Here is a 19,608-nt window from a genome sequence, read left to right on the forward strand (position 1 = left end):
CGTGCCGGGCCTCCGATAATCATCCCTTCCGGAACCGGCGACCGGCGCGTAGACTCACCGAACGATCGCAGGGGACACAATGGCGACGCAATATCCGATTGAGCTGATCCTGGCCAGGCAACTGGCTGATTCGATGTCACATCCGGTGTGGATCACGGATGCTGCCGGGAACCTGGTTTTCTACAACGAACCCGGCGAGGCGATCCTCGGAGTTCGATTCGATGATGCGGGCAAAATGCCGGCCACCGAACTGGCCGAGCGATTCGCCACCCAGGAGCTCGACGGATCCGAACTGCTCGCCGAGGACCTGCCCATCGTTGTGGCGCTCACTGAGTGGATTCCGGCTCACCGACGGATACGGATTCGAGCCTATGACGGCATCTGGCGCAAGATCGGCGTGACGGCCATCCCCCTCGTCGGCCAGGGTGAACGCAGGGTCGGCGTCCTCGTCACGTTCTGGGAGTTGGAGGATTGAGGGTCACTCTGCTCGGTACACGTGGTTCCGTCGGCCGGGCTGGACCGGCCACCGTTCGATACGGCGGGGACACCTCCTCAGTTGAAGTCCAGGCCGACGATGAGAGCACCTTGTTGCTGGATGCAGGATCGGGGGTTGTCCATGCCTCGCCGGGGGCGACCGCCGGTCCCGTACACGTGCTCCTCACCCATCTTCACATGGACCATATCCAGGGTCTCGGATTCCTCCATCCACTCTTTGATCCAGACACCGAAGTTCACATTTGGGGCCCCCGCGCTTCGGGGCACTCGCTGGCCATGCTTCTGGGTCGGTACCTATCTCCACCCCTCTTCCCGGTCCACTTGCGTGATCTGCCGGCCCTCACGCTGCACGAACTGGGGGCGGGCACGACAACGATCGGTCCGTTCACTGTGACCTTCGATCTCATCATTCATCCTGGTCGAACTTTGGGTTACCGGGTCGAAGCCGACGGTCGCAGCCTGGCCTACCTGCCGGACCATGAGCCGGTGCTGGGTTCGGAACATCTGACCACAGAACCGGCCTGGACGTCGGGCTACGACCTGGCCCATGACGTTGATGTGTTGATTCACGACACGCAGTACACAGATGACGAGTACCGGCAACGGGTCGGGTGGGGTCACAGCACGTTGACGCAGGCGGCGGATTTCGCCGAGTTGGCCGGGGTCGGCCGGCTCGTGACGTTCCACCATGAACCCGATCACCCGGATGAGTTGATCGATCGACTGGTCGAGGAGTTGCGGAAGAGCCGGGAGTTGCCTTTCGAGTTGGTGCCTGGTTTGGCCGGCGCTTCGTTCGACGTTTAGCCCGCTTCTGCATTTCCTGTTCTTGCGTTGGTAATCACGCGAAATCGAGTGCATGGCGACGCAAGAACGGGTTTGGAGAGCCGATCAGCGGGCGGCCGTCCGGACGCCGACCGAGCCGACCACCACCGACGAGACAATCAAACCGATTCCGGCCGCCACCCACGCACCTGAGAAGGACCAGCGCTCGATAGCCGCTCCGAGGACGAGGGGTCCGGCCCCGGCGCCGAGGAAGATCCCCGCTTGAGTAATGGCGGACGACGTAGCGACGGTGCCTCGATTGGCATTGACCACTGCGAACGTCAGGAGGCCCGGCCACGCCCAGCCGGTGGCGAAGGCGACGATGACGAGGGCGGTGAATGCTGCCCCACCGACCAGCGGGAGGATGAAGAAGGCAACCGAACCGGTGAGGGTGAGGGCAACCATGGCGGCAAAGCCGCGACCTCCGAACCGGTCGGTGAGCACCCCGTAGAACACCCGGGCGGCGATCGACATGCCAGATCCGGCGAACTGCAGGGTCCCGGCGGCGGATTCCGAGAATCCGGCGTCGACGGCCGCCGACACGAGGAAGGTACCGAGGGCGATGGCCCCCCAGGTAGCAAAGGACGATCCGACTGCGAGTGCCAGGAGCTGGCGCGTGGACAACCGCACCCGGCGGGCATCTGTCGGGTCGTCCGATTCGGCCGGGTGTCCGATCTCAAATGTAACCCGCGGGATGAGAAACGATACGGCGACGGCGAGTGCAGCTGCCGCGACGTAGGCCCAGCGCCAGCCGAACTGGACGATTACCACCGGAACCGCCAGGCCGGCCAGAAGGGTGGAGGCCGGGATTCCGCCGTGCTTTGCTCCGAAGATCGTGGCTCGCCGCTTCGGGTCCGTGTGATCGGCCAGGGCTTGGTTCGCCGCCGGGTTGGCCGCTCCGTAGATGGCGGCTGCCGCGATGAGTAGGCCGGCCAGCGTCCATGTGTTCCGTGCGGCGGCGGCGATGGTCAGCAGCACGACAGCCGAGATCCGGGTGTTGAGCACCATGGCGTGTTGCCATCCGACCCGGGCGACCCAGCGTCCGAGCGGCGCGGACGTGGCGGAGGCGGTGAGGAAGAAGGCGGCCGTCAGTGCACCGAGACCGACCGGTCCCAGATCGAGCTCAGGGCCGATCTGAACGAAGCCCGCACCCAGCAGGAACACCGCCTGGGTGCTGGCGGTGACCACGAGCACGGCAACCACGAGCAGGCGAGTGAGTGATGGGGGGCGCACCGGTGGATCCTATCGGCAAGGATGGTGAATCTCTCGGGTCGGAGCGTTTCTCGATGAGTTTTGCTACGTTGCCGGCATGGAATCAATCGCTCCCGGGGTGCATCTGGTACCCAGCTACTCGAATGCCTTCATCATCGACGGCGATGCGGGCGTCACGCTCATCGATACGGGAATGCCCAGGCGCCACGGTGCGATGCTGGACGCTTTGGCGGCTCTGGGCCGTGCCCGGGGCGACGTCACTGCCATCGCAGTGACCCATTCCCACGTCGACCACGTTGGCAACGCCGCCGTTTTGAAGCGGGAGACCGGCGCGCCGGTGTTCGCATCGGCGGTGGATGCGCCGGCCGTTCGTGGTGATGAGCCTGCCCCGGCGCCGCTGTTTCTCGATCGGGTTCGGTTCCTCAAACCCATCTACAGGCTGATGCCGGGCGCCGAAGGGGTCGAGGTCGATCACCTGATCGGAGAGGGTAAATCGACCGGCTTGCCCGAAGACCTGACCGTGATCGACACGCCGGGCCACACGCCGGGACATGTGTCGTTCCTACTCGACCGGCAGGGAGGCGTTCTCTTTGTGGGCGATGCGGCGGTCCGGACCAAAGCCGGAGAGATCAAACGCGGTTGGATGAATCGCTCGACGCCGACGTTCGACGCCAGCCTGCGCCATCTAGCCGGGTTTGACTTCGAGGTGGCGGTCTTCGCCCATTCCGCCCCGCTGGTGGGCTCGGCTGCGGCCGCCTTCAAACGCTTCGCCGCCTCAATCGGCTGATCATCTCAGAGTTCGACCGTACGGAAGGGTGACGTTGCGGTGGAAGCACTCGCCGTCCCGGGCGATTCCGTGCCGACCTGTTATCGGTCGACGATCAGGGCACGTTGCACGTCGGTGTCGAGCACCTGCAGCCGCAGGTCGATCGTGCCTCCCAGTTCGTCGGCCAGGCTGGTAGCCAGCTCCCGGGCAGGCGGAACCGGCCCATCGCTGGTCAGAACGAGGTCGATCATCGTCACGCCGTTGTCTACTTCGACTCCGACATCGACGATCTCGACATTGAGATGTTCGAGTCCCGGCCAGGAGTCGAGGGCAGCCTGCACTATTCCGCTCTGCTCCGTCACAGGAATCAAGGTTGCCCTTCCGAAATGGATGGGAAGGGCAACGAGCAACACGGCTAGCGCGATCCCGCGCAACGTCGACCACTTCGCCGCCAGGAGCGGTTTGCCCGGGACAAATCCGCTGATGACGAAGGTGAGCGCTCCGCTCAACGTGATGCCGGTCACGTTGGCCAGGAAGAGGAACCCGGCGCCGCGTGCCAGTTCGATCTCTGCTGCCGCAAGTGCCATTCCGACGACGGCGAGCGGCGGAACCAGGGCTACCGCGACTGCTGCGCCGGCCAGCGCGTCGGCAGACTGCCGCTGGACGTGCCCGTAGGCGCCGGCCGCTCCCGCCGCCAGCGCCACTGCCAGATCGACGAGATTGGGAGAGGTTCGGGCGAGCAACTCGCCGGACGGAGGACCGGAGGCCCCGGGAACGACCAGGGCGATCACAAACGCCAGTAAAACGGCACCGAGCGAGGCGGCGATGACCAACGCCAGACTCGTGAAGAACCGGCGCCGCCAGCCCATCACGGCGGAGGCGGCGATCGCCAGTACCGGTCCCATCAACGGTGCCACCAGCATCGCCCCAATGACGACGGTAGGAGAGTTGGCCCGGATCCCGAGCACGGCCATGGCGACGGACAGCGCCATCGTTGTTATGTAGCGACGGACGAACGGCAAGAGGGCGACGCCTTCGTGGAACAACCCGGCGATGACACGTCGACGCTCGTTCGGTGAGAGTTCGCCGTCGCTTTGCAGCAACTCGAGAATCCTCAGCTTTGCGAGGGTCACCAGCGCGGCGATGAGGCTGCGCGCCGGTCGTTCCGTGGACTGCACGGGTGGTCTCGCACTCTCTGTAGGTGTGGGTTCACCGTATGCGCGGGTCGCCTAACGCTGGATCATCGCGGGGTTAAGTGAGCGCAAAGCGATGGCAGCGTCAACCCATCGGACCGGGCACCCTGGAGCTCTCGCCGGGATTCGTGCGTTGCGCCGACCGGTTCGCAGACCATCGATTACCAGTTGGACGTTGTTTGCCCCGGTTATGGTTGGGTCGTTGTTCCAGGAGAAAGGCAGTCGCATGGTGCGCGAATTGGGCGAGTGGGCCGTCAACTACATCCCCGAAGAGGGTGGCAGGTACACCGGGAAGCTCAAGGTCACGGATGAGATGTTGAGCTTCAAATCGCTGTACGAGTCGAGCAACAAGACGATCGTCAAGGCCATCTTTCTCGATGTTGGAAGCTTCGCGGCTGCCGGGGGTCACACCGTCTATCGCTATTCAACCGACGATGAAGTGCGGGTAGAACTACCCCTGGCGGAGGTAGCCGGCGTCGAAGCCTTCAAGAAGGGGCTCATGAACCGTGCAATTGTGAAGATGGCGAACGATGAGCAGTTCGTCTTCGACTACGGCATGATGTCGGTCAAGAAGATCGTCGCCGCCATCGAGTCTGTTCTCCCCGACTGACAAATCCGATGAGGTGACCGGAGCGGGAGGTGCGTCTAGCTCGCCGTCACTTCCCCTCCCAGTATGCCTCGGCTTCCTTTTCCATGGCCGCCAGGCGGGTGTAGTAATCGGGGAACTCGTTGAGGTGGGCAAGGGCGATCTTGGCGGTCGTCAGACGGTCATCGTCGGTGACGTTCGTCGCCGCATCGCGGGTGCCGTGTTCGAGCTCAACGTCCAGACCCATCCGGAACTGCTCGACGTCGAACCGGGCCGTGTCCCAGTCGATTCCGATCCGGCTGCCGAGGTCCTTGGCCTGTTCCGGTGTGAAGGTTGCCATGGTGATGACTCCTGTTCGTTTCACGGTGCTTCGACTGTCGCGCCCAGGCTAAAGGAACGAAAGGGCAGCGCGGCGAGGCACTTGCCGGGTGTGCATACACTCATGGAGTGAAGAACTACAAGACATGGATCAAGCGTGGGTTGTTGATACTGGTCGGTTTGCTGGTCGTCATCCAGCTCGTTCCGTACGGACGGGATCACACGAATCCGGATTCTGCAATTGTTGAACCTGCCTGGGACTCACCTGAGACACGGGAACTGGCCGTTCGGGCGTGTTACGACTGCCACAGCAACGAGTCGGAGTGGCCCTGGTATTCAAATGTGGCACCCGTATCGTGGCTCGTGCAACACGACGTGGAAGGGGGCCGGGACAAGCTGAACTTCTCTGAGTGGCATTTGCGTCAGGAGGGGGAAGAGGCAGCGGAGACCGTGCGCGAAGGTTCGATGCCTCCCCCCAGTTATCTCTTCACGCACCCGGACGCACGACTGACCGATGCCGAACTGGATGCCCTCGCCGCCGGCTTGGCCGCCACCCTGGGTGACGAGGGCGACTGAGGCATCGCGGGCAAGCTGGCATTAGCGCCGGGGTTTGCCGACGTGAACTTCAACCCATCGTGTGATCAGCGGAGCCGCTTCTCACGGAATCACTCCGCGATGCGCTTCACATCGTCGAGATGGCCAGGATGTTCGCTTCGCTGTCTTTGAACCAGGCGGCCGTCGACCCGTCGGGCAACGTCAGTACGCCGTCGACCGTCTTGAAGTCGCCCATGTCGTACTCTTCGAACACGACGCCGCGCTCGCGCAGTTGGGCGACGGCATTCGGAACGTCGTCCACGGTGAACGTGGCCGCCGTTGCCTGGTTCGTGCCTGCGAAGGTGGATGGGTAGAGCAAGAATCGCGTCCCGCCGCTTTCGTACCAGGCTCCGCCGCCGCCCTCCTCCACCTCGGTGGGTGTGAGGCCGAGCTTGTCGGCATACCAGGCTTGCGCACGCTCGAAATCGGCTGCGGGCAGCGTCGCGTGCAGTTGGATGTTCCCGAACATCTGAGTCCCTCCTCGGTCGGGTATTCGCCGAACCTACACCCGCCGAGTCACGTTTGGGCTCCTTAATTCAATTTGCATCCGTCGTTTTCGCGCGGGATTCCCACCGTATAGGGGGAGATCCCCGCGCGAAAACGGTCTAATTGGGGCGGCGCGGTCAGCTGTTGCGGACCAGGGGGGCCACTTTCGTCCCGAGCAGTTCGATCGACCGCATGACCTGATGGTGAGGGAGTGTGCCGACGCTGATGTGCAGCATGAAGCGTTTGATTCCCAGCACGTCCCGCAGGTGGATGATCTTTCGGGCCACCGTTTCAGGGTCGCCCAAAACCAACGAACCGCCCTCACCGCGCATGATGTCGTAGTGCTGGCGGGTCATCGCTCCCCACCCCCGTTCCCTGCCCAGCTGCGTCATCGCCACCGCGTAGGACGGATAGAACTCCTCTGCGGCTTGCTCGTTGTCGTCGGCGATGTAGCCGTGGGCATGGACGGCCAGTGGGGCGGCGGCCGGGTCGTACCCCGACTCGACCAGTGTCCTCCGGTGGAGGTCGGCAAATACGGCAAAGCGGGAGGGGTCCCCGCCGATGATGGCCAGCGCCACCGGCAATCCGAGCCGCCCGGCTCTGACGATGGAGGCCGGGGTGCCACCGACGGCGACCCAGATCGGCAGCTGTTCATGACGGGGGTAGATCGGCTGGTCGTCGAGCGGCGGCCGGAACTTGCCGGACCAGGTCACCCGCTCTCGGTCGCGAATCTGCAGCAGCAAGTCGAGCTTCTCGGCGAAGAGTTCGTCGTAGTCGGAGAGTGAGTAGCCAAAGATCGGGAACGACTCGATGAACGAACCCCGGCCGACCAGCAGTTCGGCTCGCCCGTTCGACACGAGGTCGAGGGTGGCGAAGTCCTGGTAGGTGCGCACCGGGTCGGCCGACGAGAGGATGATCACCGCCGGGGTCAGCCGGATCTTGCTGGTCCTCCCGGCGGCGGCCGCCAGGACGATGGCCGGGGCCGAAGCGGCGAAATCCTGCCGGTGGTGCTCGCCGATGCCGTAGACGTCCAGTCCGACCTGTTCGGCCAGTTCGATCTCCTCGAGGACTTGCCGGAGCCGGTCGCCATGGCTGATGGTCGTTCCCGTCTCCGGGTCCGGGTACGTCTCTGCGAAGGTGGTGAGGCCGAGTTCCATTGGCGGCATTATCGCCGACCGGCGCGTCTACCCCGGAGGGGTAGCGGGCGTGCCGGCCGCGGCGGCCACCCTGCAGTCGCACCCGGCAGAGGACTCACGAGGCGGTATCGTTCCCCGCCATGTCTAACCACGCCGCCCTCGGACCCGCGTTCGATGCTCTCGACAACTGCGAGGCTGCCCTTCGCAAACTCGACGCGGCCTGTTGCGAGCCCGGACGCAGCCCCAGGATGAAGGCCCTCGCCCACACGTTGACCGAGGCACGGGCCGGGCTGCACCGGACGGACGACGATCCTGCCGCGGCGGACGTGGCGCTTGTCCATCTCGAAGACGCCGGTGCCCAGGTGGGGCGCCTGCAAGTCGGGTGCTGCACTCCAGATCGCCTGCCGTTGTACGCCGGTCTCCTGGAGGGCCTGGCCACGGCGCAGCTCACCCTCAACCGGGTCCGCGGGCAGGGGCACTAGCCGTTTCGGACGCCGGCCGCCGTAATGTCCGCGGCCTCAGCCCTTCTCATCGGTCTGCAGCGCCAGCAGACGCTCCAGGTCTCCGTGCAATTCCAACCCGGCATTGCGACCGGTGCCGGCGAAGATCACCGATCCCGCCTCATTGGTGAGGTTGACCGTCACGCGGGACAGCATCGTTTCTCCAACCCGGTCGCTCATGTCGGTGCGAGTCGGCCCGTACAGCAGGCCGCCGGATGCGCGATCGGCTCGAATGGTGAGCCGTTTGATCCGGTCGGCGACCGTCCACTCGACGGTCTCATCGGTGAAGTGCAGGTCGACGGTCTTGGCCCCCGTGTAGGTGGCGAACTGGTGCAGCACACCTTCGTGGTGGAGTCCGATGATGAATCCGGGAAACGCCGAAAACAGCCAGGGGATGATGGCGATAGATCCCACGAAGCTGGTCCCCGGTTGCTCGAAGTGGTTGGACTGCATCCACACGTATCCGGCCGGGAACGCCTTGCCCCAATCCTTCTCGCCGTACCCGCGTCCACCGTCGAAATCGATCGATCGGCCGTCGATGGCAAGCGTGCCGGCCAGCGAATGGTCGAAACTCACCAGGCCGTGATTGCACTCCATGCGCGGTGCCCACCCGTAGGGGCCCATGATGCCGAGGCGCGTGAGACTCACCGGCCACGGACGGGGCGTTCCCAGGCGAACCTCACCCTTGACCACCCGGTCGCCGTCCGCGATGTCGAGCACTACGCCCTCGCTCGAAAAACGGCTCGGACCGATCTCGACCTCGAACCGGTCGGTGGCCGCCCGGAATTCATCGGCCGGATAACGGTGGTAGGTCGCCTGGCCGGTCGTGCCGTCGAGGATCTGGATGAAGGCGTGATGGCGGTCCGGATCCTTGCTGAGGAAGATGCCGGGAATCACCGCATAGCGGTGGGTCTCGGTGGCGTCGACCAGTTTGAAGTACCAGCCTTCGAAGAAGGGCGGGCGCCGCCGGTGGCCGTGGTAGCGCTCGGGATGGAACAGGGTTGGGGAGAACGACATGGGATCCTCAGGCGGGGGCCGGGATGGTACCCGGGACTAGCGGCTTCCTGTCGGCATGATCAGCGTTGAGCCCTGATCGTCCCGGCGCCCGGGCTGTGGCTCCGACTAGGCAAGCGGAATGTCTGGGGTGCGGACGATGCCCATCCGCCGGAACGCGGCGATGGCGGCGTCGGCATGATCCTGATCGTGGCTCACATAGGCAAGTGCCTGGCGGGTGAGGGCCTCTTCATACGGCGCCTCGGCCTCATTCGCTTTCTCCAGGCTGGTCCGGAACGCCGACTCGGCCTCGGTCCGTTCCGCCTGCTGCCAGTGTGCGTAGCCGAGGATCCGGTAGAGGGCTGCTTCGAGAATGGCCACGCCGACGGTATCCCCAGCAATCGCCAGGAGCTCCCGGGTCCTTGTTTCCACTCCGGCATCGCCGGTCATGAGGAGGTTCTCCGCTCTTCGTACCTCGGTTTCGAGCACGAAGGCGGCCGCTCCGATCGCCTGGAATCCGTCCACCGCCTCCGCCAGCCATTTCTCGGCCTCGTCGTGGTTCTTCGATCGGGCCTCGACCCGGCCCAGGTTGGAGGAGGCGAGGGCGATCCCGACTCCGTAGCGGGCGCCCTGCCAGATCCGCAGAGCCTCGGTGAAGCAGCGGCGGGCGTCGTCCCACCTGCCTTGATCCGAATAGATCTCGCCCAGGTTGTTCGTCTGGGTGGCGGCCCCGACGATGTCGCCGCACGTCTCCCTGGCTTCCTTGCTCTGCGTCCAGTATTCGAGTGCCTGATCCCATTCACCGCGGTAGTAGGAGTTCATCCCGAGGTTGTTGAGCACGTTGGCCCGCCCGATCAGATCACGGACCTCGTCGAAGGCGGCCAGTGCTCGCCGGCCTTCCTCCTCGCTTCTGGGATCGGCCAGATGGGCGTAGGCGATACAGAGGAGGTAACGGGCGTGGGCTTCCTTGTCTGGGGGAAGACCCGGCAAGTCGAGGGCTTGATGACAGCGGCGGACGCAATGGTGATAGTGCCCCTGGCGATACCGTACGCCGGCGTAGGCCAGGATCAGTTCTGCCATCTCGGCGGTGACCGCCGGCCCCGGGGTGGCCGCCTCAAGGTTCCGCATGCCCCGGGTCAGCCAGCGCAACGCCACGCTGTAGTTGCCGCTCCGTTCCCGGAGCAGACCCTGCCGGCCCAGGATTCGTCCCTGCACGACCCGGTCATTGGGGATTCGCTTCCTCGTCGCCGCAAAGGCGTCGTCGGCCTCGTCGTAGAGGCCGGCCAGTTCTGAAGCCGTCCCGAGCGCCTCCGAGACTCTCGCCAACTCGGAGACCGCCAGTCCCTCGACCCGACGGGCCGAGTCGAGCGCCTGCCGGTAGAGACCGGCTGCGTCGACGTGGGCATAATCCTCGCTGGCGTTGTCGCCTGCGATCACCGAGTATCGCCACGCCCTGGTGTGTTCCCCGGCCAGCGCGAAATGGCGAGAGAGGAGTTCGGCGCTTTCCTCTCCGAAGCGCTGCTCGAGCACTTCACCGACTCGCAGATGCAGTTCCGCACGCAGGTGGAACGGCAAGCCTGCGTAGGCGACGTCCTGAAAGAGATTCTGTCGGAATCGAACGTCGCCGTCCCGAGTCGTCTCGACGTACTCGGCCAGCTGCTGCCAGATGTCCGCTCGTCCGGCCTCCGGAACAGCATCTCCGATGCTGGCGGTGAGGATCCCGGGTTCGAACTGCCTACCGAGGACAGAGGCATAGCGCAGCACCTTGCGGATGCCGGGTTCGAGCCGATCGATGCGAGCGTTGATGAGATCCTCGACGTTGGCCGGCAGCTCACCGCCTTCGATCGCCGCTTCAACGAGGCTGATCAAGAACATGGGACTGCCCCCCGATCGCTCCACGGCTTCCACCAGCCGGTGATGCGGTACCGGGCGATCCGCCGCCACGGCTCTGGCCAGTTCGAGGCCTTCGTCTGACGAGAGGGCGCCGAGTTCTATCCGCACGGCGGGTGAGTCGTCGCCTTCCGGAAGAGACCGCCCGGCCAGGCAGATAAGCCAGGGGAACTGATCGTTGGCGGCCAGCTCGATTGTCTCCCGGGAGCTGTCGTCGAGCCACTGGGCGTTGTCGAACACGATGGCAGCCGGGGCGGGGAGCAGGGCGGCGAGCAGCTCCAAAGCTGCCTGCTGGGTCCGTTCCTTGCGGAAGCGATTATCAAGCGAGTTCGCCTCGGGGGTCTCGGCAACGGTGGCTGCTATTGGAATGGCGACGAGCGGCAGCCACGGCAAGAGATCGGGGGCTTTGCTGGCGACACCGTCGCGCAGAGCGGTGCCGGCCGAGTGCGTGTCTGCGTCGTCGGAGATGCCGAGGAGGCTCCGCAGCAGCGTCCTGAGTGAGAAGTAGGGGGTCGATGCTTCGTAGCGTTCACACCCGACCTTGAACCACGCGCCCGGATCGGTGCGGGAGCGGGCCTCGCCGAGCAGGCGCGACTTGCCGACACCGGCCGGCCCGACGATCTCGAGCAGCCGGGCACCGCTCGCCGCCGCCTCGAATTCCGCGATCACCTCTTCCAGCGGTTCGAGGCGGCCGGCGAAGGGGAGTTCGGTTCTGGTCTCGAGTTCGCGGGTGCCGCGGATCGGCCCGACCGCGACTGCCTTGACCGGGGCCGCCTTTCCCTTGACCAGAAACGGCTCTACCGGTTCGGTGTTGAAAAGCGTTTCGGATCGTTCCAGAACTCCGGTTTCGGCGAGGATCTGACCGGGCTCTGCCCGCCCCATGATGCGGGCGGCGAGGTTGACGGCATCCCCGATGACCGTGTAGGCGGCCCGGGTTCTGCTGCCGACGTCACCGGCGAAGAGCGTCCCGGTGTTGACCCCGATCTTCAGCCGGAGGGGAGGACTCGCCTCAACGATGGAGCGCAGCGCCCGGAGGAGGCGTTCGGTGTCGTTGTCGGTGGTCGACGGAGCACCTGCGATGAGAATCACCTTCCCGCCGTCTGCGTCGATGTCCGAGGCGAAGAAGGTGACGCCGAACTCGTCTGCGGCTGCCTGAATGATGCGCACCGTTCCGTCGAGGTCCTCCCAGACGGCGTCCAGGCCCCTGGCGGCGATCATCCCATCGAGGCCCTTGAACTTGAGGAAAGCTACGACCGCCCGGCGATGCTCGCCTTCCCCGGCCGGGGTCCCCACGACCGGGCGGAGGGCGGTCGGCTGAAAGCCACCCAGGTCGGTGTTGGTGGTGGTGACGGGCCGCTCCAGAGGCGGGGCGATCGGAGAGCGGATCAGGAGGTTGCGTCCATCCGAGGTCGTGTCGAGGAGGGCAGCGTCCAAGAGCGTGCCGGCAGCCCTGCTGACCACAATCTCGCCGGCCGCGGCGCTGCTCTCCGCATTGACGGTGGCAGAAGCATCGGGCCCAGCGACGATGAGTTCACGATGGCGGTCGCCGACCAGGAACAGGTCGAAGCAACCGGTGTGCACGCCGACGGTCATGTTGAGGACGACCCGGCCGGTGCCGGTGTCGATCCTTCCGACCGTCTGCAGTCGCTGCTTCATCTCGAAGGCGGCCGCCGCTCCCCGTTCGACGTCGTCGGGTCCGGTGAAAAGGAGCAGCAGTGCGTCGCCCCCGAACTTGAGCAGGTCGCCGCCCCGGCCGATGGCGATGTCGAGCAGTTCAGAGAAGACGCTGGTGAGGGCCGCCGCCACCTCTTCGGAGCCCACCCGGCCCTTCTTGGCCAGGCGCTCGGAGAGTGCGGTGAATCCGGAGATGTCACAGAACACCATGGTGCCCGGCATGCATTGATGGCGGACACCATCGGGCCACGAAGAGAGCAAACGTGGCGTGTAGCGCTGGAAGTTCAGTGTCGCGACCATCCGGGTTCCTCGGGGCGTCAGAGCGTACCTGCAATATTCTTGCAGGATCTGCTGGACACCTGGATTCCGTTTGCGGTAGGGTCTAAAGACCTTTTCTTGGCGGGATGGGTTATAAATCTAGTTCGGGAGGCGGGGATCGTGCGGAGTACGGGAAATCGTTGGGCTTCGATCGGGATTTCGTTCCTAATGGTGGTCGGATTGTTGGCTGCGCCTTTGTCGCCGCTGGCGGACACTGCAGCTGAAGCGCAATTCTCGACCGAATTCACAGTTTGCGATATATGTGAATTCCCGACGATTCAAGCCGCGATCAACGCAGCCGATCCGGGCGACGTGATAACGGTCGATGAGGGCACATATGTTGAGAACCTCTCCATCACCAAGAACATAACGATTGTCGGCTCCGGAGCGAGCTCGACCATCGTTGATGGATCGGGAGGAAGTTCGTCCAATGGAACGGTGAGCGTTCCAACAGGCCCAGGACTAGGTGTAAGCGTCGATGAGGCGTCGCTCGGCGAGCCCGTATTCGAGCTTCGAGCATAAGGTTATGGGCTCCGTCTTGCTTCTGAGGCTTCGAGCTGTGGCGTTAATCCACCAACTAGCTCTGGATCGAGGGCGTCGGCGGATCATCTGTACGTCGGGCGGGTATTCGCGGAGTGGCCGGTTGCTCGTCGGGTCCGGTCAGGTGGCGTTTTCGAACAGAATCGATTCGCCTTGTCCGACACCGACACAGGCGGTGGCCAGGCCCTTGCCGATTTCGGGATTGCGGCGCATCCGATGCAGCATCGTGGCCACCAGCCGGATGCCGCTCATGCCCAGAGGATGACCGAGGGCGATCGCTCCACCGTCGGGGTTGAGTATGTCCATCGGGATCGGCAGGTCTGAGAGCACCGCCAGTACCTGCGCAGCGAATGCTTCGTTGAGTTCGACCGTATCGAGATCTTCTACCCCCCAGCCGGCTCGCTGGAGCGCGATGCGGGTGGACCGCACCGGACCGATGCCCATAACCGACGGGTCGACACCTGCCTGCCCGGAAGCTACCACCGTGGCCACCGGATCGAGGCTGAGCCGTTCGCATGCGGCCGCTGAGGCAAGCAGGACCGCTCCTGCCCCGTCGTTCAATGTGGAAGAGTTGCCGGCGGTCACCGACCCGCCTTCGCGGAAGGCCGGTCGAAGTCGGGCCAGCGCCTCGAGCGACGTGTCGGCGCGTGGACCCTCGTCGCGATCGACGACCACCGGGTCGCCGCGCCGCTGGGGTATTCGCACTCCAAGGACATGATCCTGATAGCGGCCCTCATCCCAGGCAGCGAGAGCAAATTGGTGGGACCGGAGAGCGAACCGGTCTTGGGCCTCTCTGGAGATCCCGTAGCGCTGCACGAGGTTCTCGGCAGTTTCTCCCATGGCAAGGGGTGGATGCATCGCCGCCAGGCGCGGGTTGACGAACCGCCAACCGAGAGATGAGTCGTGGATCTCGGGGGGCCCTCCTGAGAAGGCCCGCTCGCCCTTGGCCATGACATAAGGGGCGCGAGTCATGGATTCCACCCCTCCGGCAATCACTACGTCGGCTTCTCCCAGGGCGATCATCCGGAATCCGTGGACGACCGCCGCCAGTCCCGAAGCGCACAGCCGATTGAGGGTGATGCCCGGCACCGTGGTCGGATACCCGGCCAACAGCAGCGCCATCCGCGCCACGTCGCGGTTGTCCTCGCCAGCCTGCCCGGCGCATCCGGCGGCCACCTCGTCGACCTCTGCCGGGTCCAGGTTGTTGCGGGCAAGGATCTCCCGGAGGGTGAGGGCTAGGAGATCGTCGGGTCGCACGGTTGCCAAAGCCCCCGCATAACGACCGATCGGGGTGCGCACCGCATCGACGACGAAGACGGGTCGTCGGCCGTCGGAGAAGGTCATGAGTCTGGCCGGGTGGATCGCGGTGGAACGAGGGTCACAATGCAACGATAATCGCTGATGTATTGGGATCCCAGCGGCACCGATTTGAGTGCTTCGGCGAGGGTTGGGAACGACTCAAGGGTCCTTGATCAGTTGCGGTCGGGGCGCAATCCCCATCGCAGGTCTGGAGTCCGCCGGACGGCACCTCCTCTGCATATCACGGGCTGCTGTGCCGGCTACCCGTGGTAGCGGGCATGCCCTTCCTGCTCTGGCGGGTGACACCGCTTGCTTTGCCCACTAGCGTGCCCGTCAGGAGGGGCCATGACCTGTAGTAGCTGTGGTGCGGAGAACCGTCCCGGAGCCAAGTTCTGTTCGGAATGCGGCACGCCGCAGTCACAGGCGTGCGCGTCGTGTCAGTCGCCCCTCCAGCCATCGGACAAGTTCTGCGCCGAGTGCGGTACCCCGACCGGTGGAGACGTCCCGGCCACCATGGGTCCGGATTCGGCAACCGTCGGGGATGCTGCGACGCCCGAGGAGCGCAGGTTCGTCTCGGCGCTCTTCGTCGACCTCGTCGGGTTCACCCCGCTCACCGCGTCGCGTGATTCCGAAGAGGTGCGCCACATGCTCACGGTCTACTTCGACCGGGCCAGGGAGGTCGTCGACCGCTTCGGTGGCGAGATCGAGAAGTACATCGGCGACGCCGTGATGGCCGTGTGGGGAGCCCACACTGCCCATGAGGACGACGCCGAGCGGGCCGTGCGAGCTGCCCTCGAGCTTGTCGATGCTGTGCATGCAGTGGGGGAGGAGCTCAACCTCCCCGATCTCCGCGCCCGGGCCGGCGTGGTCTCGGGTGAGGCGGTCGTCGGCGGAGACGGCAACGCCTCCACGGGCCTCATCGTCGGCGACACCGTCAACACCGCCTCGCGGGTCCAGTCGGCTGCCGCGCCCGGCCAGGTGCTCGTCGGGCGATCGACCAAGGATCTCGCCAGCAAGTCGATCGAGTTCGAGTCGGCCGGCTCCCTCGACCTCAAAGGGAAGGAAGGGCCCGTCGAGGCGTTCCGAGCTGTGCGGGTCGTCGCCGGGGTTGGTGGGACTCGCCGAGCCGGCGGCCTTGTTTCTCCGTTCGTGGGACGGACGGATGAACTGCGCCTCCTCAAGGACAATCTGCATTCCGTGCAGCGGGACGGCATGCTGCGCATGGTCTCGATCGTCGGCCAGGGTGGAATCGGGAAGAGCCGCCTACTCGATGAGTTGTGGAGCTACGTCGATGGCCTCAACGATGACGTGTACTGGCACCACGGCCGTTCGCTCCCGTACGGGGAGAACGCCGGGTTCTGGGCGATCGGGGAGATGGTCCGTCAACGGTGCGGGATCACCGAGGGAGACGACGAGCACAAGACGCGGACCCGACTCCGCACCGCCCTCGCCGAACTGGTTCCCGACGCTGATGACCGGGCGTGGATGGAACCGAAGCTGGAGAACCTACTCGGCATCTCTGAGGCGGTCGCCGAACGGGCGGAACTCTTCGCCGCCTGGCGGATGCTCTTCACCAACGTCACGGCCCTCGGCCCCGTCGTGATGGCGTTCGAGGACCTCCACCGCGCCGACGATGGAATGCTGGAGTTCATCGAGGATCTCGTCGAGATCGCAGCATCCGAGCCGATCCTTGTCATCTCTCTTGCCCGCCCGACGCTGCTCGAACGGCGAGCCGGGTGGGGATCAGGGCGGGCGAGCAGCGTAAGTCTCCACCTCGCCCCTCTTCCCCCGCCGACGATGGAGGAACTGTTGCGCGGGGTCGTTAACGACGCACCCGCCAGCCTCGTCGACCAGCTCGTGGAGCGGTCTGGCGGGATTCCGCTCTATGCCGTCGAGATGATCCGCATGCTCATCGCTCGCGAGCTCATTCGCCCACTGGACGAGCATCGATACGAGATGGCGGGCGAAGTGGGGGGCGTGGATATCCCCGATTCCCTCAGCGGCCTCGTAGGCGCCCGCCTCGACCAGTTCGGTTCAAGCGCGAGGGCTCTCATCGCCGACGCCGCCATCTTGGGACAATCGTTCCGGGCTGAGGCGCTGGCCTCGCTCCGCGACGACCCGGTGGAGGCGCTGGAAGAGCGACTGGCAGAACTCGTCCGCAAGGAGATCCTCACTCTCAACCGCGACCCGCGCTCGCCCGAACAAGGCCAGTACCAGTTCGTGCAGTCGATCATCCGCGAGGTCGCTCATGACCGGGTGAGTCGTGCCGATCGGGTGCGACTTCACCAGCAGGTGGCCGCCTTCTACGAGTCTCAGAACGAGCCGGAGATGACCGGGATCATCGCCAGCCACTACCTCGATGCCCTCGAGGCCGCCGGGGACGGTCCCGGTGTCGACGGCCTTCTGCCGCGGGTGATCGCGAGTCTTCTGAGTGCCGCAGACCGAGCCGATCTGCTCGGCTCCTACGGCCAGGTCGTCAATCTCTGCCTGCGGGGCGTCGATCTCGCCGGCGACCCGGCCTGGCGGGGCGAGTTGCTCACCAGGGCTGCCCGCGCCGCCCACTCTGCCCTGGACGAACGAGCCCGGGACCTCGCCCAGCAGGCGGTGGCGGAGTTCGATGTCGCCGACAGCCCGCTCGGCCGCGTGAAAGCGGCGGCCGTGCGCGCCAAGCTCCTCGACGACGTCGGGGAGTCGAACGATGCCTGGCCGCCGCTGTTGGAGGCACTCGAGGCCGACCCGGGTGAGACCCCCGATCACGTGGTCGCAATGGCCGAGCTGGCTCGGGCATTCATGCTCGATGGTCAGCCCCAGGGAATGGACTGGACCGAGCGAGCACTCGGTGTTGCCGAGGATCTCGACATGATCCCGACCATCGCCGAACTGTGGGCGACCAAAGGTGCCGGCCTGGGCACGTCGGGCCGCCTGCGTGAGGCGCGAGTTCTCCTCTCGGCTGCGCTCGATCTCTCCCGAGAACACCAGCTGAGCGCCACCAAGCGCCGTGTCACCGCCAACCTCAACTACATTTCGGGGGGTTCCGTTGACCCGTTCGTCGAGGAGCGGATCGAGGATGCTCGCCGTATCGGCGACCCTCGCCTGCTCCTGGAAGCGCTCATGTCCAAGGCTGGGCGTTGGCACATCACCCTCGACATGGATGAGTACTTCGAGGCGATGGCCGAGATGGAGACCATCCCGATGGATGCGGCAATGGCAGACCAGGTCGAGGAAGGACGGAACGAAGTCGACCTCCTGCGAGGAGATGTGGAGAGAACGGTCGCAGCCATCGAGGAGCGCTGGGCCTCGCAGGGAACGGGCGATCAGCAGACCCAGGCGAATCGCCAGGTGGCGAGAGCCACGCACGCCTTCTACCGGGGCGACCCGGTGTCTGCCGTCAGGCTGGCCATGGAGAGCGGCCATCGATCGCCGGTCGGTCACCAGTACAACTTTGCGATGGTTTTCGCTCTCCGGATGGTGGATGCAGAGACGCTTCGATCGATCCGCGACGCGGAGGCCGAGCTGCCCCGGCTACGGGTCGCCATCCTCCGTGAGCACGGCTTCGAAGGAGCGCTGGCCGCGCTCGCGGGAGACGTAGCGGAGGCCGAGGCCCGTTTTGCGGCGGCCATCGAGATCGGCGACGAGATTTGGGGACCGATCTACTGCGGGCTGGTGCGGGCGTCGACGCCGCTCTACCTCGGCGGTGATCACCCCCGGGCCAGGGAATGGGCAGGGGAGACGCGCGCCAAATGGGAGAAGGCAGGGTTGAAAACCCTGCTCGACGTCTACGCCGAGCCGTTCGCGCTGCTCGACACGGCGGCCGCCGAGACCGCGTAGGGCTCAACTCGGGACGGATAGGGCTCTGCACTGATCTTGACGTTCCCTCCGCGGAAGTCGCTGTGCAGCAGTCGCATCGGCTCTCGATCGGGCAGCGACCGGAAGAGGTCTCGTACCAGCGCCCGGCCTTCCTCGTATGTGGCCCTCCGATTCGGTGGTGCGGGCGGCATCGAGGTCGTACTCGTCGAGCACCTGTTCAGCAATGGCCGCCGATAGGAGGGCGGGAACCCGGGAGTGGGCGCGCAACGTCAGAAACGGGATGAAGGAAAGGCAAGGAATCATGTATCGCCTCATTGCACTGCTCGCAGCCACCGCCATACTGCTCGCCGCCTGCGGCGGCGGGATCGCCGACCCGGCACAGCCATCCGATGTCGGCAATGCGCCCACCACCCAACCTCTTGAAACGGGAGGCGACACTCCGCTCGCCGACGACGCCGGTGGCACGATAATGGCCGGTATGGGCCCCGGCATCAGCGTCGCCGAGCTACTCGCTACGACCGGCGACGGTCCGTTCCTGGTCAACGGCTACGTGTTCGTCGGCACCGACGGCAGTGTCGTCATTGCCGATGCCATCGCCGAGTCCTATCCACCTCAGCCCGCGGGTGCGCAGATCCCGGTCGAGGGAGTCGACCTCATGCAACTCCCCCTCGTCGAGGGCGCGGTCGACGCTGAGATCCCCACCTCGTCGTGGACGGAACAACCGGTCCAGCTGCTCGGCGACCTCATCGACGGCGTGTTCGTTGGAAACTCGGTCGCATCAGCCTGAACCGGCCCTACCTCGACCAATAGTCGCGGCAAACCCGTCAAGCGCCTGAAGACCGCCGAGGTCATCCACGGCAAGCCCGGTGGGATGACGCTGGTGATGGGCTTCGACTCCGCTGACGACATCATCGCCAGGTTCACGAGTACAACACCACCGTCTGGAACCCTGCGCCGTTGATGAGTATCGGTACAGAGG

Annotated in this window: 17 protein-coding genes; 9 read left to right on the plus strand and 8 right to left on the minus strand. The window is 65.2% G+C overall.

Translation table 11 applies throughout. The annotated features are described in order from the left end of the window. Positions 1-79 precede the first annotated feature (79 nt). The gene (locus P1T08_07945) at positions 80-475 is read left to right on the plus strand and encodes a PAS domain-containing protein (protein ID MDF1596012.1); all 396 of its coding nucleotides are present in this window, start codon (positions 80-82) and stop codon (positions 473-475) included. Next, positions 472-1,299: an MBL fold metallo-hydrolase gene (locus P1T08_07950; protein ID MDF1596013.1), complete on the plus strand. Its 828-nt coding sequence runs from the start codon at positions 472-474 to the stop codon at positions 1,297-1,299. Before P1T08_07945 ends, P1T08_07950 begins: the two co-directional genes overlap by 4 nt. A gap of 84 nt (positions 1,300-1,383) precedes the next feature. On the opposite strand, the gene P1T08_07955 is transcribed toward P1T08_07950, so the two are convergent. Continuing rightward, complete coding sequence (locus tag P1T08_07955) at positions 1,384-2,550, minus strand: MFS transporter (GenBank protein ID MDF1596014.1); 1,167 nt, start codon at positions 2,548-2,550, stop codon at positions 1,384-1,386. A 76-nt stretch (positions 2,551-2,626) separates the two neighbouring features. Here P1T08_07955 and P1T08_07960 point away from each other — a divergent pair, with 76 nt between their 5' ends. Then, complete coding sequence (locus P1T08_07960) at positions 2,627-3,316, plus strand: MBL fold metallo-hydrolase (GenBank protein MDF1596015.1); 690 nt, start codon at positions 2,627-2,629, stop codon at positions 3,314-3,316. Positions 3,317-3,396: 80 nt separating this feature from the next. Here the strand turns inward: P1T08_07960 and P1T08_07965 are convergent, their stop codons facing one another. Next, complete coding sequence (locus P1T08_07965; protein MDF1596016.1) at positions 3,397-4,473, minus strand: DUF389 domain-containing protein; 1,077 nt, start codon at positions 4,471-4,473, stop codon at positions 3,397-3,399. 241 nt (positions 4,474-4,714) lie between these two features. On the opposite strand from P1T08_07965, the gene P1T08_07970 reads away from it, so the two are divergent. Further along, a complete protein-coding gene (locus tag P1T08_07970; protein ID MDF1596017.1) occupies positions 4,715-5,098 on the plus strand; it encodes a hypothetical protein in 384 nt (127 codons plus the stop codon). Positions 5,099-5,144: 46 nt separating this feature from the next. On the opposite strand, the gene P1T08_07975 is transcribed toward P1T08_07970, so the two are convergent. Further along, positions 5,145-5,414 carry a hypothetical protein gene (locus P1T08_07975; GenBank protein MDF1596018.1) on the minus strand — a complete coding sequence of 90 codons (270 nt, stop codon included), beginning with the start codon at positions 5,412-5,414 and terminating at the stop codon, positions 5,145-5,147. A gap of 107 nt (positions 5,415-5,521) precedes the next feature. Here P1T08_07975 and P1T08_07980 point away from each other — a divergent pair, with 107 nt between their 5' ends. Continuing rightward, positions 5,522-5,968 (plus strand): heme-binding domain-containing protein, encoded by a 447-nt coding sequence (locus P1T08_07980; GenBank protein MDF1596019.1) that lies wholly within the window; start codon positions 5,522-5,524, stop codon positions 5,966-5,968. 106 nt (positions 5,969-6,074) lie between these two features. Here P1T08_07980 and P1T08_07985 read toward each other — a convergent pair whose 3' ends face one another. Next, positions 6,075-6,455 carry a VOC family protein gene (locus P1T08_07985; GenBank protein ID MDF1596020.1) on the minus strand — a complete coding sequence of 127 codons (381 nt, stop codon included), beginning with the start codon at positions 6,453-6,455 and terminating at the stop codon, positions 6,075-6,077. 154 nt (positions 6,456-6,609) lie between these two features. After that, on the minus strand, positions 6,610-7,629 hold the full coding sequence (locus tag P1T08_07990) for an LLM class flavin-dependent oxidoreductase (protein MDF1596021.1): 1,020 nt from the start codon (positions 7,627-7,629) through the stop codon (positions 6,610-6,612). Between the two features lie 119 nt (positions 7,630-7,748). Here P1T08_07990 and P1T08_07995 point away from each other — a divergent pair, with 119 nt between their 5' ends. Further along, entirely contained in the window at positions 7,749-8,090 is a 342-nt protein-coding gene (locus tag P1T08_07995; GenBank protein ID MDF1596022.1) for a hypothetical protein, read from the plus strand. A gap of 36 nt (positions 8,091-8,126) precedes the next feature. On the opposite strand, the gene P1T08_08000 is transcribed toward P1T08_07995, so the two are convergent. Further along, the gene (locus tag P1T08_08000) at positions 8,127-9,125 is read right to left on the minus strand and encodes a tocopherol cyclase family protein (GenBank protein MDF1596023.1); all 999 of its coding nucleotides are present in this window, start codon (positions 9,123-9,125) and stop codon (positions 8,127-8,129) included. Between the two features lie 105 nt (positions 9,126-9,230). Continuing rightward, positions 9,231-12,965, minus strand: coding sequence for an adenylate/guanylate cyclase domain-containing protein (locus tag P1T08_08005; GenBank protein ID MDF1596024.1), 3,735 nt, complete (start codon positions 12,963-12,965; stop codon positions 9,231-9,233). A gap of 138 nt (positions 12,966-13,103) precedes the next feature. Here P1T08_08005 and P1T08_08010 point away from each other — a divergent pair, with 138 nt between their 5' ends. Further along, complete coding sequence (locus tag P1T08_08010) at positions 13,104-13,505, plus strand: pectinesterase family protein (protein MDF1596025.1); 402 nt, start codon at positions 13,104-13,106, stop codon at positions 13,503-13,505. 138 nt (positions 13,506-13,643) lie between these two features. Here the strand turns inward: P1T08_08010 and P1T08_08015 are convergent, their stop codons facing one another. Further along, complete coding sequence (locus P1T08_08015) at positions 13,644-14,867, minus strand: thiolase family protein (protein ID MDF1596026.1); 1,224 nt, start codon at positions 14,865-14,867, stop codon at positions 13,644-13,646. A gap of 468 nt (positions 14,868-15,335) precedes the next feature. On the opposite strand from P1T08_08015, the gene P1T08_08020 reads away from it, so the two are divergent. Continuing rightward, complete coding sequence (locus tag P1T08_08020) at positions 15,336-18,650, plus strand: adenylate/guanylate cyclase domain-containing protein (GenBank protein MDF1596027.1); 3,315 nt, start codon at positions 15,336-15,338, stop codon at positions 18,648-18,650. A 280-nt stretch (positions 18,651-18,930) separates the two neighbouring features. Next, positions 18,931-19,416: a hypothetical protein gene (locus tag P1T08_08025; GenBank protein MDF1596028.1), complete on the plus strand. Its 486-nt coding sequence runs from the start codon at positions 18,931-18,933 to the stop codon at positions 19,414-19,416. Positions 19,417-19,608: the final 192 nt, after the last annotated feature.

The organism is Acidimicrobiia bacterium (assembly GCA_029210695.1).
In the GTDB taxonomy this organism is placed as follows: Bacteria; Actinomycetota; Acidimicrobiia; order Spongiisociales; family JAHEDJ01; genus JAHEDJ01.

Bases quoted from the DNA above. Each gene is read 5' to 3' on its own strand.
- P1T08_07945 (MDF1596012.1), top strand. From the start codon at position 80: ATGGCGACGCAATATCCGATTGAGCTGATCCTGGCCAGGCAACTGGCT.
- P1T08_07990 (MDF1596021.1), bottom strand. From the start codon at position 7,629: ATGGAACTCGGCCTCACCACCTTCGCAGAGACGTACCCGGACCCGGAG.
- P1T08_08005 (MDF1596024.1), bottom strand. From the start codon at position 12,965: ATGGTCGCGACACTGAACTTCCAGCGCTACACGCCACGTTTGCTCTCT.
- P1T08_07960 (MDF1596015.1), top strand. From the start codon at position 2,627: ATGGAATCAATCGCTCCCGGGGTGCATCTGGTACCCAGCTACTCGAAT.
- P1T08_08015 (MDF1596026.1), bottom strand. From the start codon at position 14,867: ATGACCTTCTCCGACGGCCGACGACCCGTCTTCGTCGTCGATGCGGTG.
- P1T08_07995 (MDF1596022.1), top strand. From the start codon at position 7,749: ATGTCTAACCACGCCGCCCTCGGACCCGCGTTCGATGCTCTCGACAAC.
- P1T08_08025 (MDF1596028.1), top strand. From the start codon at position 18,931: ATGTATCGCCTCATTGCACTGCTCGCAGCCACCGCCATACTGCTCGCC.
- P1T08_08020 (MDF1596027.1), top strand. From the start codon at position 15,336: ATGGGTCCGGATTCGGCAACCGTCGGGGATGCTGCGACGCCCGAGGAG.
- P1T08_07975 (MDF1596018.1), bottom strand. From the start codon at position 5,414: ATGGCAACCTTCACACCGGAACAGGCCAAGGACCTCGGCAGCCGGATC.
- P1T08_07985 (MDF1596020.1), bottom strand. From the start codon at position 6,455: ATGTTCGGGAACATCCAACTGCACGCGACGCTGCCCGCAGCCGATTTC.
- P1T08_08000 (MDF1596023.1), bottom strand. From the start codon at position 9,125: ATGTCGTTCTCCCCAACCCTGTTCCATCCCGAGCGCTACCACGGCCAC.
- P1T08_07970 (MDF1596017.1), top strand. From the start codon at position 4,715: ATGGTGCGCGAATTGGGCGAGTGGGCCGTCAACTACATCCCCGAAGAG.